Raw genomic sequence first — 15,284 nt, 5'->3', positions numbered from 1 at the left:
TCAAACGGTTCGGATCAGGCGAGGTCACGCCGGGCGGCGATCTTCGACGAGAGGCCGAAGATCTCGATGAAGCCCTGCGCCTTGGACTGGTCGAAGGTGTCGCCCGAGTCGTAGGTGGCGAGGTTGAAGTCGTACAGCGACTCGTCCGACTTCCGGCCGGTGACGACGGCCCGGCCGCCGTGCAGGGTCATCCGGATGTCGCCGGTGACGTGCTGGTTGGCCTCGTTGATGAAGCCGTCCAGGGCGCGCTTGAGCGGGGAGAACCACAGGCCGTCGTAGACGATCTCGCCCCAGCGCTGCTCGACCTGCCGCTTGTAGCGGGCCAGCTCGCGCTCGACGGTGACGTTCTCCAGCTCCTGGTGGGCGGTGATCAGCGCGATGGCGCCGGGGGCCTCGTAGATCTCGCGGGACTTGATGCCGACGAGCCGGTCCTCGACCATGTCGATCCGGCCGATGCCCTGGGCGCCCGCCCGCTCGTTGAGCTGCTGGATCGCCTGGAGGACGGTGACGGGCTTGCCGTCGATGGCGACGGGCACGCCCTCCTTGAAGGAGATGATGACCTCGTCGGCCTCACGGGGCGTGGCCGGGTTGGAGGTGTACTCGTACACGTCCTCGATCGGACCGTTCCAGATGTCCTCCAGGAAGCCCGTCTCGACGGCGCGTCCGAAGACGTTCTGGTCGATGGAGTACGGGGACTTCTTGGTGGTCGCGATCGGGAGGTTCTTCTCCTCGCAGAAGGCGATCGCCTTGTCACGGGTCATCGCGTAGTCGCGGACCGGGGCGATGCACTTCAGGTCCGGGCCGAGCGCGGTGATACCGGCCTCGAACCGCACCTGGTCGTTGCCCTTGCCCGTGCAGCCGTGGGCGACGATGCCGGCGTCGTGCTTCTTCGCGGCGGCCACGAGGTGCTTGACGATCGTCGGCCGGGAGAGCGCGGAGACCAGCGGATAGCGGTCCATGTAGAGGGCGTTGGCCTTGATCGCCGGGAGGCAGTACTCCTCGGCGAACTCGTCCTTCGCGTCCGCGACCTCGGCTTCGACGGCACCGCAGGCGAGCGCGCGCTTGCGGATGACGTCCAGGTCCTCGCCGCCCTGGCCGACGTCCACGGCGACGGCGATGACCTCGGCGCCCGTCTCCTCGGCGATCCAGCCGATGGCGACGGAGGTGTCCAGGCCGCCCGAGTAGGCGAGTACGACGCGCTCGGTCACGGGTTTCTCCTTACGGTGCATTCACTGACAGGTATAACTATGCGATGCACCGTATTGTTTTGTCAATGTGCTCCCCCGCGGACCTCCGCGGCGAGCAGGAGGGCATGGCTGTACCGCGTGTCCTTGGTGGCCGTGAGCAGGGTGAGCGTGTCCTCGGCGGCCAGTGCACGCAGCCGGGCGAGGGCCGGCCCGGGTCCGGGTCCGGCGAGTTCGGCGGCATACCGGCCGGCGAATTCCCCGAAGCGCGCCGGATCGTGTCCGTACCACTTCCGCAGCTCGGCCGAGGGCGCGGCGTCCCTCAGCCACTCGTCCAGCGCGGCCTCGCTCTTTGCCAGTCCGCGCGGCCAGAGCCGGTCCACCAGTACCCGGGTCCCGTCACCGGGCTCCGGCGCTTCGTACACCCGGCGCACGCGTACCTCGTGCCCCGCGGTGCCGTGCTTCGTCTTCCGCCCTGTCGTCATCGTTCCATCGTGTGGCCGTGCGGGCCGTCCCACCCGTTGCAAACGGCCTTCCCTCCCGGCCCCCGGCGCCGATAATCCAGCACATGGGTAAGCGCTACGAACGGATCGACGGCAGGATAAGGACCTTCATCGAGGAACAGCCCGTCTTCTTCACCGCCACCGCGCCGCTCGCGGCCGACGGGCATGTCAATCTCTCGCCCAAGGGGCGGGCCGGGACCCTCGTCGTGGTCGACGAGCTGACCCTCGCCTATCTGGACTTCGGCGGCAGCGGCGCCGAGACCATCGCGCATCTGCGGGAGAACGGGCGCATCACGCTGATGTGGTGCGCGTTCACCGGACCGCCCAAGGTACTGCGGGTGCACGGACGCGGGGAGCCGGTCTTCCGGGACGACCCGCGCTGGAGCGAGTACATCCGCCTCTTCGCGGACGCCGACGGGCCCGGCGCCCGCGCGATCATCGTGATCCACGCCGAGCGCGTCAGTGACGCCTGCGGGTTCGCCGTCCCCTTCATGGACTACCGGGAGGAGCGCACCCAGCACGCCGAGCACTTCGGCCGGAAGACGGACGAGGAGTTCGCCGCGTACTGCGCGAAGAAGGACCACGTCGGAGTGAGCGTGGACGGGCTGCCGGCGCTGCCGCTGCCGCTCCCGGCACGCGCGGACTGACGGCGGACGGGCACACGGCGGGCGGACGGGCGGACGGGCAGACGGGCAGACGGGCAGACGGGCAGACGGGCAGACGGAACGTCCGTTACGGCGTCGGTGCGCCGTTCGGAGCAGCGGGGAGGCCGGATCCCGGCCCGGCGGCGTACGGTCCGGGCATGCGCATCGCTCTCGTGCTCGGCTCCGTCCTGCTCTCCGTCGCCTCGCTCACGGCCGCGTCCCCCGGGGCGTCCGCCGCCGATGTGCCGCTTCCCGAGCGCATGGCGGACACCGGCGGCGGCAGCCAGCTGATCACCGCCGAGGCCCCGGAGCGCGGGGCGACCACCGGCCGGGTGACCTGGTGGGACCGGCGCGGCACGCGGTGGGTGGCGGCCGGTTCCGTCACGGCGCGCTTCGGGGCGGGCGGGCTGACCGAGGGCCGGTCGCGTACGCAGGGCACCTCGACCACCCCGACCGGGCTGTACGACCTGCCGTACGGGTTCGGCCTCGCGCCCGCGCCGGACGGGACACGCGTCGGCTACCGCCCGGTGACGAAGGAGTCCTGGTGGTGCCAGGACAACGAGTCGCGCGCGTACAACCGCTGGGTGGAGGGGCTGCCGTCGGACTGCCGGGCGACGGAGTCCGAGCGGCTGGCCGACTACCCCGCCCAGTACCGCCTCGCTCTGGTGATCGGCTTCAACTACGACCACCCGGTCCGCGGCCGGGGCGCCGGGATCTTTCTGCACGTCAACGGGGAGGGCGCGACCGCCGGCTGTGTCTCCGTACCGTCCGGCGCGATGAGTGCCGTCCTGGCCTGGGCCGATCCGGGCCGCCGTCCGCATATCGCGATCGGCACGGCCTCGGGACCGACGGCGATCACCTCCGTGAGGGCCGCCGAGAGCGCCTCCTGACCGGACTCGGCAGTCGCCCGCCGGGAGTTCCGCCGGCCGTCCGTTGAACCCTCCGCCGCTCACATCCGTATCGCCGGGCACGGAGGCAACGGAGGAGCAGTCCTGTGGCGATGTTGCACAACGGCCGGGCCGCCAGAAGGCAGACCCTGCGCGCGATCCGACCGCGGCGGTCGGGCGCGCTGCCCGTACTGGCGGTCTGCTGGGCGGGGGCGGCGGCCGTCCTGGCCCTGTGGTGGCGGAACACCCCGGTCGTCCATCTCGACGCGGCGGAGTGGCTGACCGGAGCGGGCCGGCTGACCGGGCTGCTCGGCGGGTACACGATCGCGATCGTGGTGCTGCTGATGGCCCGGATCCCGGCGCTGGAGCGGCGGGTGGGCTCCGACCGGGTGACGCGCTGGCACGCGAGGGGCGGACGGTACGCGGTCGGGCTGGTGCTCGCCCATGTCCTGCTGACCGTCTGGGGGTACGCGGTCCGGACCGGCACCGGCTTCGTGGAGCAGGGCGCCGATGTCGTCCTCGGCTACCCGAGGATGGTCGAGGCGGCCATCGGAACCGTGGTCTTCCTGGTGATCGGCGGGGTCTCGGCGGGGGCGGTGCGCCGCCGGGTGCGCTACGAGACCTGGTACTACCTCCATCTGCTCACCTACGTCGCCGTCTATCTGACGTTCTGGCATCAGCTCGCCACCGGGGCCGAGTTCGTCGGGAACGCGACGGCCCGCACCGTCTGGTACGTGCTGTACGGCACGGCGGGCGTGCTGCTGGTGCGGTACCGCGTACTGGCCCCGGTCCAGCTCAACCGGCGGCACCGGATGCGGGTCGAGAAGACCGTGTACGAGTCGCCCGGCGTGGTCTCCGTACTGATCACCGGCCGGCGGCTGCACCGGCTCGGCGCCCAGCCCGGCCAGTTCTTCCGCTGGCGGTTCCTCACGGACGGGCTGCGCTGGAGCTCCAATCCGTACTCCCTGTCGGCGGCGCCCCGGCCCGATCTGCTGCGCATCACCGTCAAGGCGAACGGCGGGCACAGCGCGGCCCTGGCCCGGCTGGAGCCGGGCACCCGGGTCTGGGCGGAGGGCCCGTACGGCGCCCTGACGGCGGCCCGGCGCAGCAGGGAGAAGGTGCTGATGATCGCGGGCGGCGCCGGGATCACCCCGATGCGGGCGCTGTTCGAGACGCTGCCCGGCGGGCCCGGTGATCTGACGCTGCTCTACCGGGCGGGCAAGACCGAGGACCTGGCGCTCTGGGCGGAGCTGCGGGAGATCGCGTCGGCGCGCGGCGCCCGGCTGCTGTACGCGGTGAACGGGCCGGACGGTGTCCGGCCGGAGATCACCCCGCGGCGGCTGCGGGAGCTGCTGCCGGACATCGGGGACCACGATGTCTATCTCTGCGGACCGGCCGGGCTCGCACATCAGTCGTACGAGGCACTGCGCGAGGCGGGCGTGCCCACCCGTCGTATCCATCACGAGTCCTTCGAAATGTGAGGCAGCCGATGAAACCGATGGCCACGCGGCATCCGCTCCGGCGGACCATGATCGGTGTCGCCGCGACCGTGTCGGGCGTTGTCCTGCTGCTGGCCCTGAAGCAGCCCGGCGGGTCGCCGGTGGCGGCGGGCGCGGGTGCGGGTTCCGGAGTGGGCGCGGCGGGGGCCGGCACCGGGGTGTCCGCCACGGCGGGCGCCTCCGGCCCCGGGGGCGGGGAGTCGGCCGCCGGCGGCTCGCGGGCCGTGGTCGGGGATCCCGTGGACACCCAGTACGGGCCCGTCCAGGTCCGGATCACCCTGGACGGCTCCACGATCACCAGCGCGGAGGCGGTCCAGGCCCCCGGCGCCGACGCGCGCAGCCAGTCGGTCACCGCCGACGCCGTGCCCCGGCTCAACCAGGCGGCCGTCACCGCCCAGAACGCGCGGATCGACGCCGTCTCCGGGGCCAGCTACACCAGCCAGGGCTACCGGGACTCCTTGCAGAGCGCGCTCGACAAGGCGGGTGTCTGATGTCCCAGGACACCGCCCGGCTGCGCCATGTCGAGGAGTCGATGGGCACGGTCTTCTCGTTCGACATCCGCGGGGTACGGGACGAGCCCCGGGTCCGCGCCGGACTGCACGCGGCCGTGGCCTCGCTGCACCGCGCCGACGAACTCTTCTCGACCTTCCGGCCCGACAGCCAGATCCTGCGCCTGGGCCGGGGAGAGCTGGCCCTGTCCGCGTGTGCGCGCGAGGTCGTCGAGGTCCTGGAGCTGTGCGCGGCGGCGGAGCGGGAGAGCGCGGGATGGTTCACCTCCCGCTACGCGGGCGGTCTCGATCCGACGGGGCTGGTGAAGGGGTGGGCGGTGGAGCGCGCGGTACGGATGATCGCCTCGTCCGGGGCCGGTTCGGTGTGTCTCAACGGCGGTGGCGACATCCAGCTGCTCGGCGGGCCCTGGCGGGTGGGGATCTCCGACCCGCTGCGCCCCGGCGGGCTGGCCACGGTGATCGAGTCCGGGGAGGGGCTGGGCGTGGCCACCTCGGGGCCCGCCGAGCGCGGCTGCCATGTCATCGATCCGTACACGGGCCGGCCGCCGGTCGGCGGGCTCGCCTCGGTCACCGTGGTCTGCCCGGAGGGGCTGACCACGGCCGACACCCGCGCGACGGCCGCGTACGCGATGGGCGGGCGGGCGCGCGACTGGCTGGAGGCGCTGCCGGGCACCGAGGGCTTCGCCGTGATGCCCGACGGCCGTACGTGGACGACGAGCGGCTTCCACCGCTATGTCGCCAAGGTCAGTGCCTGAAGCGCCTGAACGGAACCGGATCCACCGCCGGACCGCGGACCGGACCCCCGAGCCGGCTCCGAACTTCCGTGCTCTCAGCGGTCGTTCTGGGCGAGCTTCAGCAGATGGTCCGCGAGCGCCTGGCCGCCCGCCGGGTCGCGGCTGATCAGCATCAGGGTGTCGTCCCCCGCGATGGTGCCCAGGATGTCGCTCAACTCCGCCTGGTCGATGGCCGAGGCGAGGAACTGGGCCGCGCCCGGCGGCGTGCGCAGCACGACGAGATTGGCCGACGCCTCGGCGGAGATGAGCAGTTCACCGGCGAGCCGGCGCATCCGCTCCTCTTTCGCCGACTCCCCGAGCGGGGCGTGCGGGGTACGGAAGCCGCCCTCGCTCGGGACCGCGTAGATCAACTCACCACCGGTGTTACGGATCTTGACCGCGCCCAGTTCGTCCAGGTCCCGGGAGAGCGTCGCCTGGGTGACGCTCAGCCCGTCGTCCGCGAGCACCTTCGCCAACTGGCTCTGGGAGCGCACCGGCTGCCGGTTGAGGATGTCGACGATCCTGCGGTGGCGGGCGGTTCTGGTCTGCGGTACGGACTGCCCGCCGTGCTCGGTGTCCTGGGCCTCGGTCATCGTCGTCTCGTTTCTCAGGATCTTCCGTCCCCGTGGGCTGTGCCGAGAACGCCGGGCAGCGCGCCCAGGAACGCGTCCACCTCGGTGTCGCCGATGATCAGCGGGGGCATCAGCCGTACGACGTCCGGAGCGGGCACATTCACGAGGAACCCGGCACTCTGAGCCGCCTGTTGCACCTGGGGCGCGAGTGGCTCGGTGAGCACGATACCCAGGAGCAGGCCCGAGCCGCGGACATGCGAGACCAGCGGATGGCCGAGACCCTCGATACCGTTCCGCAGTTTCTCGCCGAGCCGCTTCACCTGGTCCAGGAGTCCGCCGGCGGCGAGCGTGTCGAGGACGGCGAGTCCGGCGGCGCAGGCGACCGGGTTGCCGCCGAACGTCGTACCGTGCTGGCCGGGCCTGAGCAGCTCGGCCGCTTCCCCGAAGGCGACGGCCGCGCCGAGCGGCAGACCGCCGCCGAGGCCCTTGGCGAGGGTGACGACATCGGGCTCGACGCCTTGGTGCGCCTGGTACTCGAACCAGTGCCCCGTCCTGCCGATGCCGGTCTGGACCTCGTCCAGGACCAGCAGTGTGCCGGTGGCGCGGGTGATCTCCCTGGCCGCCTCCAGATAGCCCTTGGGCGGGACGACCACGCCGTTCTCGCCCTGGATCGGCTCGATGATCACGAGGGCCGTCTCCTCGGTGACCGCGGCGCGCAGTGCCTCGGCGTCCCCGTACGGGACATGGGTGACGTCACCGGGCAGCGGCCGGAAGGGCTCCTGCTTCGCGGGCTGGCCGGTGAGCGCCAGCGCGCCCATCGTGCGGCCGTGGAAGCCGCCGTCGGTGGCGACCATGTGCGGACGGCCCGTCAGCCGGCCGATCTTGAAGGCCGCTTCGTTCGCCTCCGCGCCGGAGTTGCAGAAGAAGACCCGGCCGGGGCGGCCGAAGAGCTGGATCAGCCGCTCGGCGAGCGCGACCGGCGGCTCGGCGATGAAGAGGTTGGAGACATGGCCGAGAGACGCGATCTGACGGGAGACGGCCTCGACGACGGCGGGGTGCGCGTGGCCGAGGGCGTTGACCGCGATACCGCCGACGAAGTCGGTGTACGCGACGCCGTCCGCGTCCCGGACCGTGGCTCCCTCGCCGTGGACGAGAGACAGCGTCGGCGTACCGTAGTTGTCCGCCATGACGCCCCGCCAGCGCTGCGCGAGGTCCTCGTTGCCGGTCACTTCGTAGCCCCTTCCTGTCCGTCGGGCACGACCATCGTGCCGATGCCCTCGTCGGTGAAGATCTCCAGCAGGATCGAATGCGGGACCCGGCCGTCCAGGACGCGCGCGGTCGTGACGCCGTTGCGCACGGCGAACAGACAGCCCTCCATCTTCGGCACCATGCCGCTGGACAGCTCGGGCAGCAGCTTCTCCAGCTCGGTGGCCGTGAGCCGGCTGATCACGTCGTCGCTGTTCGGCCAGTCCTCGTACAGCCCCTCGACATCGGTGAGGACCATCAGCGTCTCGGCACCCAGCGCGGCGGCGAGCGCGGCGGCGGCGGTGTCGGCGTTGACGTTGTAGACATGGCCGTCGTCGGCGCTGCGCGCGATGGAGGAGATGACCGGGATCCGGCCGTCCGCCAGCAGGGCCTCGATGGCGCCCGGGTTGATCGCGGTGATCTCGCCGACCCGGCCGATGTCGACCAGCTCCCCGTCGATCCGCGGCTGGTGCCGGGTGGCGGAGATGGTGTGCGCGTCCTCACCGGTCATCCCGACGGCGAGCGGGCCGTGCTGGTTGAGCAGTCCGACCAGCTCGCGCTGGACCTGTCCGGCGAGGACCATCCGTACGACGTCCATCGCCTCGGGCGTGGTGACCCGCAGTCCGGCCTTGAACTCGCTGACCAGACCGTGCCGGTCGAGCTGGGCGCTGATCTGCGGACCGCCGCCGTGCACGACGACCGGCTTCAGGCCGGCCTGCCGCAGGAAGACGACGTCCTGCGCGAAGGCGGCCTTGAGGTCCTCGTCGATCATGGCGTTGCCGCCGAACTTGATGACGACGGTCTTCTCGTTGTGCCGGGTGAGCCAGGGCAGCGCCTCGATGAGGATCTGCGCCTTGGGCAGCGCGGTGTGCTTACGGGCGGTCATGAGCTGTACGCGCTGTTCTCGTGGACGTACTCGGCGGTGAGGTCGTTGGCCCAGATGACCGCGGAGTCCGTGCCCGCGGCGAGGTCGGCGGTGATCCGTACCTCGCGGTACCGCATGTCGACGAGGTCGCGGTCCTCTCCGACGGAGCCGTTCCTGCACACCCAGACGTCGTTGATGGCGACATTGAGCCGGTCGGGCTCGAAGACGGCGCCGGTGGTGCCGATGGCGGAGAGCACCCGGCCCCAGTTGGGGTCCTCGCCGTGGATGGCGCACTTGAGGAGGTTGTTCCGGGCGATGGAGCGGCCCACCTCGACGGCGTCGTCCTCGGTCGCGGCGTTGATCACCTCGATGCGGATGTCCTTGGAGGCGCCCTCGGCGTCGCCGATCAGCTGGCGCGCCAGATCGGCGCAGACCGTACGGACCGCCTCGGCGAACTCCTCGTGGTCCGGCGTCACCCCGGCCGCGCCGGAGGCGAGCAGCAGCACGGTGTCGTTGGTGGACATGCAGCCGTCGGAGTCGACGCGGTCGAAGGTGGTACGGGTGGCGGCGCGCAGCGCGGTGTCCAGGTCCGGCGTCTCGACGTCGGCGTCGGTGGTGAGGACGACGAGCATGGTGGCGAGGCCGGGGGCGAGCATGCCCGCGCCCTTGGCCATGCCGCCGACCGTCCAGCCGTCCCCCTGGACCACCGCGGTCTTGTGCACCGTGTCGGTGGTCTTGATGGCGATGGCGGCCTTCTCGCCACCGTGCGCGGAGAGTTCGGTGGCGGCCTTCTCGATGCCGGGAAGCAGCTTGTCCATGGGGAGCGGCAGGCCGATCAGCCCGGTGGAGGCGACGGCGATCTCACCGGCGCTGTGGCCGTCCGTGCTCTGCCCGTCCGCGCCGTACCCGCCGAGGACCTCGGCGGCCTTCTCTGCGGTGGCGTGGGTGTCCTGGAAGCCCTTCGGCCCCGTACAGGCGTTGGCGCCGCCGGAGTTGAGGACGACGGCGGTCACCGCGCCGCCCTTGAGGACCTGCTCGGACCAGAGGACGGGAGCGGCCTTGACACGGTTGGAGGTGAAGACGCCCGCGGCGGCGCGGCGCGGACCGTTGTTGACCACGAGGGCCAGGTCCGGGCCGCCGTTCTCCTTGATTCCGGCGGCGATGCCCGCTGCCGTGAACCCCTTCGCTGCGGTGACGCTCAAGGTGCCACTCCGATCGTGGAAAGTCCGGTGTCCTCGGGGAGTCCGAGGGCGATGTTCATGCTCTGCACGGCGCCGCCGGCGGTGCCCTTGGTGAGGTTGTCGATGGCGCTGATCGCGATGATGCGGCCCGCGGACTCGTCGTACGCGACCTGGATCTGTACGGCGTTGGAACCGTGGACGGACGCCGTGGCGGGCCACTGCCCCTCGGGGAGCAGCCGGACGAAGGGCTCGTCCGCGAGGGCCTTCTCGTACGCGGCCCTGACCTCCTGCGCGGTGGTGCCGGGCTTCGCCTTGGCGGAGCAGGTGGCGAGGATGCCGCGCGGCATGGGGGCGAGGGTGGGCGTGAAGGAGACGGTGACGCGCTCCCCCGCGGCCTCGCTCAGGTTCTGGATCATCTCGGGGGTGTGCCGGTGTCCGCCGCCGACGCCGTACGGGCTCATGGAGCCCATGACCTCGGAGCCGAGCAGATGCGGCTTGGCCGTCTTGCCGGCGCCCGAGGTACCCGACGCGGCGGTGATCACGGCCTCGGGCTCGGCCAGCCCCGCCGCGTACGCCGGGAAGAGCGCGAGCGAGACGGCGGTGGGATAGCAGCCGGGCACCGCGACGCGCTTGGACCCCTCCAGCGCGGCGCGGGCGCCCGGCAGCTCGGGGAGGCCGTACGGCCAGGTCCCGGCGTGTGCGGAGCCGTAGAACCGCTCCCAGTCGGCCGCGTCCTTCAGCCGGAAGTCGGCGCCCATGTCGATGACGAGCACCTCGTCGCCGAGCTGCTCGGCGACGGCCGCGGACTCGCCGTGCGGCAGCGCGAGGAAGACGACCTCATGGCCGGCGAGCACCTCGGACGTGGTCTCCGCCAGCACCCGGTCGGCCAGCGGCAGCAGATGCGGCTGGAGTCCACCGAGCCGCCGGCCCGCGTTGGAGTTGCCGGTGAGGGCTCCGATCTCGATCCCGGGGTGGCCGAGAAGCAGACGGAGCAGTTCCCCGCCCGCGTACCCACTGGCCCCCGCCACCGCGGCGCGCACCGAACGTACAGCCATCGAAAAACCCTCCTCCGTGATGGCATGACTATACGTTTCTCCGCAGCTTTATGCAATGACTGATCAGGAAGGCGCCGCGGCCGTCGGTCGCGGCGTCCGCCCCGGGCCCACGGCGGGCCTCAGGGTTCCGTGATCTCGCCGTCGCTCAGTTCCACCACCCGGTCGGCCAGATCGAGCAGTTGGGGGTCGTGTGTGGCGACGAGCGCGGCGACGCCCTCGCTGTGCACCACGGTGCGCAGCAGTTCCATCACCGCGAGGCCGGTCTGCGCGTCCAGCTGCCCCGTCGGTTCGTCCGCGATCAGCAGCGCGGGCCGGTTGGCGAGGGCGCGGGCGATGGAGACGCGCTGCTGCTGGCCGCCGGAGAGTTCGCCGGGACGCTGCGCCGCGTGATCGGAGAGGCCCACGAGCGAGAGCAGCAGCGCCACCCGCTCCTCGCGCTCACGCGGATCGGCCCTGCGCAGCCGCAGCGGTACGCCCACGTTCTCCGCCGCGCTGAGGATGGGGATCAGGCCGAAGGACTGGAAGATGAAGCCGATGCGGTCGCGGCGCAGTTCCAGCAGCCCGTTCTCGCCGAGCGTGGCGAGGTCGGTGCCGTCGATGACGACCCGTCCGCGGTCCGGGGAGTCCAGACCGCCGACCAGGTTGAGCAGCGTGGTCTTCCCGGCGCCGGAACGGCCCTTGAGGGCGACCAGCTCGCCGCGCGCGACGTCGAGGGAGGCACCGCGCAGCGCGTGGACGGCCGCGGCACCGGTGCCGTACGAACGGTGCAGGTCCTCCGCCCTGACCATGGGTCCGCCGGACCGTTCGGCCAGGACGGCGGCGGCCCCGGCGCCGGTGCTGCTGTGCTGCGTCATTGGTGCGCCCCCCGTGCGTGATCGGTCCGGTCACAGTATGTGCGGACATCCGCCGAGCGGGCAACGAAGCCGAACTTCTTTTCGACCGAGTGCTGTTTCCTGATACAAAGCCATATCGACTGGCGTTGATCCGGAAGCGGGCGGGGGAACGGGTGGCGGGCTTCATATTTCTGCGCGCGGCGGGGCACCGGCTGCTCCTGGCGGCCGCGTTGCTCGCGGTGGTGCTGACCACCTGCGTGCTCGCCGCCCTCACCTCGTTCTCCGGTTCGCTCGCGGACACGGCGCTGCGGGAGACGCTGCGCGGCCGGGGCGCCGCCTCCGCCGTGCTCACCGTCCGAGCGGACATTCCGCCGGAACGGAGCGACGCCGCCCAGGAGGCGGCGGTCCGGGGCGCGCGGCGGGCCTTCGACGGACTGCCCGTGACACTGCGGAAGCTTCAGCGCTCGGGAACGTACGCGCTGCCCGCGTCGCTCCGGGCGTCCGGCGCCCCCGAGGACAAGCCCGACCTGACCCACTTCGCCGCACTGGACCGTTCCCGGCTCACCCTGGTGTCGGGCGCGTGGCCGGGCGCCGGACGGGACGCCGCCGACGGCGCCGTACCCGTCGCCGTGCCCGAAGTCGCCGCCACACAGCTGACGTTGCGCGCGGGAGCGCGCGTCACGCTCACCGACCGGCTGGCCGGCACCCGGCTGACCGTCCACGTCACCGGCGTCTACAAGGCCACCGACCCCGCCGATCCCTACTGGCAGCTGGACACGCTCGGCGGCCGGGGAGTCCGTGACGTCGACTTCACCACCTACGGTCCGCTGCTCACGGACCCGGCCGCCCTCACCTCCGGTCCCGTCTCCCGCGGCGACAGCGCCTGGGTGGCCACCGCCGACTTCCGGAGCCTCACCACGGACCGGATCGGCGCGCTGCGCGGCACGTCCGCACGCGCCCCCGCGCTCCTGCGCGCGGAGCCTGCGCTCGGGGCCGGCGCGACCGTGAGCACCGCGCTGCCGTCCCTGCTCGACCGGACCGAGCGGGCGCTGCTGGTGTCCCGGTCCACGCTGCTGATCGTCGCTCTGCAACTGCTCCTGCTGGCCGGGTACGCGCTGCTGCTGGTCGCCCGGGTCCTCGGCGCGGAACGGGCGGGCGAGACCGCTCTGCTGCGGGCGCGCGGTGCCTCGCGCGGCCGGCTCGCCGCTCTCGCCGTGATGGAGGCACTCCTGCTCGCGGCTCCGGCCGCCCTCTGCGCCCCGCTGCTGTCGGGCCCGCTGACCGGCCTGCTGATACGGCGCTCCGCGCTGGACGACGGCGCCGGATCGCGGTTCGGCGACCTCGCGGCCGGACCGGTGTGGCTCGTCTCGGCGGCGGTCGCCGTCTGCTGTGCGGCGGCGGTCGTGTCGCCCGCGCTGGCGGCGACGTCCGGCGGGATGCGGCGTGGCCGCGCCGCCGCGCTGCCCGGCTCCGTACGCGCCGGGGCGGACGTCGGGCTGCTGCTGATCGCGGCGGTCGCCTACTGGCAACTCGACCAGCAGACCCGGACGTCCGGCGGCGGAGCGCTCAGTGGCGACCGCGAGGGCGTGCTGGGCGTCGATCCGCTGATGGTCATGGCGCCCGCGCTGGCGCTGCTCGCCGGCACCGTGCTCACGCTGCGGCTGCTGCCTCCCGCGGCGCGGCTCGCGGAGCGGCGGGCCGCGAGCGGCCGTGGTCTGCCGGCCGCGCTGGCGGGCTGGCATTTCAGCCGGGGGGCGCTGCGCGGCGCCGGGCCCGTGCTGCTGCTGGTACTGGCCGTGGCGATGGGCCTGCTCGCGATCGGCCAGAGCGCCTCATGGGACAGGTCCCAGCGCGACCAGGCCGACTTCGGCACGGGGGCCTCGGTACGGGTGCTGGACAGCAGGCCCGCCGGTCCCGGCCAGGCCGGCCTGTACGCGTCGCTGCCGGGGGTACGGCAGGCGGCGCCCGCGCACCGTACGGTCACGGATCTGTCCGGCGGCCGTACGGCGACGGTGCTCGCGCTGGACACGGCGCATGCCGGCGAGGGGTTGCTGATGCGCGGTGATCTCGCCGATGAGCCGGCGGAGGCGCTGCTGCGGGCGGCAGCGCCGGGCAAGACCCCGCCGCGGGCCGTGGTACCGCTGCCCGACGGCACGCGCCGACTCGCGCTCGATGTGCGTATCGCGCGTGAGGAGGCGGCGCGAGGCCGGGCCTCCGGGTTCGCGCCCGTGCTCCAGGTCCTGGTCGAGGACCGTTACGGGATTCCCTACCGGCTCGGCGCCGGGACGGTGCCCGTCGACGGCCGCGCCCACCGGGTCGTCGTCGATCTCGACGCGGCCACATCGGGAACGCGTGGCGCCCCCGCGGGGCCGCTCGGCGTGACCGGGTTCCAGCTCGGCGGGGAGGCCCCGGCCACGGGATCCGAGCGGCACCGGCTGACCGTCGAACGGCTGCTGGCCACGGGCCCCGACGACACCGGACGCCCCGTGTCCGTACCGGGTGACACGCGCTGGCGGGGCAGCGCGAGCGTGACGGAGAACGAGGAGGAGGGCGCGCCCACCACCCTGAGCCCGGCCGCGTCACCGACCACGCCGCTGACCGTCTCGTACGGCACCCCGAGTGTGGGCGAGAGCGGCGGCCATCTCTCCGTACGGCTCGACCTCGCGCGCCCCTCCGCCCAGAAGCGGATCCCGGCCGTCGCCACGGACGGCTTCCTGCGCGCGTCGAGCGCCGGGGTCGGGGAGAGCGTCGACCTGACGCTGGCCGGGGAGCAGCTCCGGGTGACGATCGTGAAGGCCGTACGGGAACTGCCGACGACCGGAGGGGCGGCGGCCCCGGGACCCGGGAGCGACGCCGGACCCGTGACCGCCGCGGGGGAGAGCGAGGCGGCGGACGGCGGTGCCCTGCTCCTCGATCTGCGGGCCGTCAACGCGGTGCTGGCAGACCGCGCGAGCGGCGCTCTCTCCCCCAACGAGTGGTGGCTGAGCACCGCCCCCGGCAGGTCCGCGGACGTGGCGTCGGCGCTGCGGGCCCGCCCGGACAGCACGCCCGGCCAGGTGCTCGTACGCGACGAGGTCGCGGCCGGGCTGTCGGACGACCCGCTCGGCAGCGGCCCCCGCGCGGCGCTGATGGCCGTCGCGGTGGCCGCCGCCGCGCTCGCGGCGGTGGGTTTCGCGGTGAGTGCCGTCGGTTCCCTGCGGGAGCAGTCCGCCGAACTCTCCGTCCTGCGTGCCCTCGGGGCGTCGCGGCGGAGTCTCGCCCGGCTGGTCGCGACGAAGCAGGGGCTGCTGATCGGCATCGGGCTGCTCGCGGGCGCGGTGCTCGGGACGCTGCTGACGCGGGCCGTGGTGCCGCTGGTCGTCCTGACCTCGCAGGCCGCCCAGCCGGTCCCCCGGGTGCTCGTGGAGCTCCCGGTGTCCCAGGTCGCCCTGTTCCTCGCGGGCGTCGCCGCCGTTCCGCTACTGATCACCGCGGCCATCGCCGCCCGGCGCGCCGATCCCGCCGGCTCGCTTCGCCACCAGGGGGACAACTGAG

General features: G+C 72.9%; 14 protein-coding genes. 6 read left to right on the top strand and 8 right to left on the bottom strand.

The window, feature by feature from the left end; genetic code table 11:
* Window positions 1–14: 14 nt before the first annotated feature.
* Window positions 15–1,208: an argininosuccinate synthase gene (locus ACIOGX_RS32240; RefSeq protein ID WP_356514003.1), complete on the bottom strand. Its 1,194-nt coding sequence runs from the start codon at window positions 1,206–1,208 to the stop codon at window positions 15–17.
* A 62-nt stretch (window positions 1,209–1,270) separates the two neighbouring features.
* Window positions 1,271–1,669: a DUF488 domain-containing protein gene (locus ACIOGX_RS32235; protein WP_401918172.1), complete on the bottom strand. Its 399-nt coding sequence runs from the start codon at window positions 1,667–1,669 to the stop codon at window positions 1,271–1,273.
* Between the two features lie 83 nt (window positions 1,670–1,752).
* Here ACIOGX_RS32235 and ACIOGX_RS32230 point away from each other — a divergent pair, with 83 nt between their 5' ends.
* The 5 genes from ACIOGX_RS32230 to ACIOGX_RS32210 all read left to right on the top strand — a co-directional run bounded on the left by ACIOGX_RS32230 (window position 1,753) and on the right by ACIOGX_RS32210 (window position 5,981).
* A complete protein-coding gene (locus ACIOGX_RS32230; RefSeq protein WP_356514007.1) occupies window positions 1,753–2,334 on the top strand; it encodes a pyridoxamine 5'-phosphate oxidase family protein in 582 nt (193 codons plus the stop codon).
* A 155-nt stretch (window positions 2,335–2,489) separates the two neighbouring features.
* Window positions 2,490–3,221 (top strand): L,D-transpeptidase family protein, encoded by a 732-nt coding sequence (locus ACIOGX_RS32225; RefSeq protein ID WP_356514009.1) that lies wholly within the window; start codon window positions 2,490–2,492, stop codon window positions 3,219–3,221.
* 110 nt (window positions 3,222–3,331) lie between these two features.
* Window positions 3,332–4,699, top strand: coding sequence for a ferric reductase-like transmembrane domain-containing protein (locus tag ACIOGX_RS32220; RefSeq protein WP_401918322.1), 1,368 nt, complete (start codon window positions 3,332–3,334; stop codon window positions 4,697–4,699).
* A 17-nt stretch (window positions 4,700–4,716) separates the two neighbouring features.
* A complete protein-coding gene (locus tag ACIOGX_RS32215) occupies window positions 4,717–5,208 on the top strand; it encodes an FMN-binding protein (RefSeq protein ID WP_387015110.1) in 492 nt (163 codons plus the stop codon).
* On the top strand, window positions 5,208–5,981 hold the full coding sequence (locus tag ACIOGX_RS32210; RefSeq protein ID WP_401764678.1) for an FAD:protein FMN transferase: 774 nt from the start codon (window positions 5,208–5,210) through the stop codon (window positions 5,979–5,981). The genes ACIOGX_RS32215 and ACIOGX_RS32210 overlap by 1 nt, the downstream gene beginning before the upstream one ends.
* 74 nt (window positions 5,982–6,055) lie before the next feature.
* Here ACIOGX_RS32210 and ACIOGX_RS32205 read toward each other — a convergent pair whose 3' ends face one another.
* From ACIOGX_RS32205 to ACIOGX_RS32180, 6 genes are all read right to left on the bottom strand, one after another.
* The gene (locus ACIOGX_RS32205) at window positions 6,056–6,592 is read right to left on the bottom strand and encodes an arginine repressor (protein ID WP_030355301.1); all 537 of its coding nucleotides are present in this window, start codon (window positions 6,590–6,592) and stop codon (window positions 6,056–6,058) included.
* A gap of 14 nt (window positions 6,593–6,606) precedes the next feature.
* Entirely contained in the window at window positions 6,607–7,800 is a 1,194-nt protein-coding gene (locus tag ACIOGX_RS32200) for an acetylornithine transaminase (protein WP_401918168.1), read from the bottom strand.
* The gene (gene argB, locus ACIOGX_RS32195; RefSeq protein WP_356514017.1) at window positions 7,797–8,702 is read right to left on the bottom strand and encodes an acetylglutamate kinase; all 906 of its coding nucleotides are present in this window, start codon (window positions 8,700–8,702) and stop codon (window positions 7,797–7,799) included. The genes ACIOGX_RS32200 and argB overlap by 4 nt, the downstream gene beginning before the upstream one ends.
* Window positions 8,699–9,883 carry a bifunctional glutamate N-acetyltransferase/amino-acid acetyltransferase ArgJ gene (gene argJ, locus ACIOGX_RS32190; RefSeq protein WP_401764685.1) on the bottom strand — a complete coding sequence of 395 codons (1,185 nt, stop codon included), beginning with the start codon at window positions 9,881–9,883 and terminating at the stop codon, window positions 8,699–8,701. Before argJ ends, argB begins: the two co-directional genes overlap by 4 nt.
* Window positions 9,880–10,917, bottom strand: a complete 1,038-nt coding sequence (argC, locus tag ACIOGX_RS32185; protein WP_356514021.1) for an N-acetyl-gamma-glutamyl-phosphate reductase — start codon at window positions 10,915–10,917, stop codon at window positions 9,880–9,882. Before argC ends, argJ begins: the two co-directional genes overlap by 4 nt.
* 119 nt (window positions 10,918–11,036) lie before the next feature.
* A complete protein-coding gene (locus ACIOGX_RS32180) occupies window positions 11,037–11,771 on the bottom strand; it encodes an ABC transporter ATP-binding protein (protein WP_356514023.1) in 735 nt (244 codons plus the stop codon).
* 152 nt (window positions 11,772–11,923) lie between these two features.
* Here ACIOGX_RS32180 and ACIOGX_RS32175 point away from each other — a divergent pair, with 152 nt between their 5' ends.
* Window positions 11,924–15,283 carry an FtsX-like permease family protein gene (locus tag ACIOGX_RS32175; protein ID WP_401918320.1) on the top strand — a complete coding sequence of 1,120 codons (3,360 nt, stop codon included), beginning with the start codon at window positions 11,924–11,926 and terminating at the stop codon, window positions 15,281–15,283.
* Window position 15,284 lies beyond the last annotated feature (1 nt).

Origin of the sequence: Streptomyces sp. NPDC088147, from assembly GCF_044741565.1 — a bacterium.
Lineage (GTDB): Bacteria > Actinomycetota > Actinomycetes > Streptomycetales > Streptomycetaceae > Streptomyces.
This window is presented reverse-complemented; position numbering and strand designations above follow the sequence as displayed.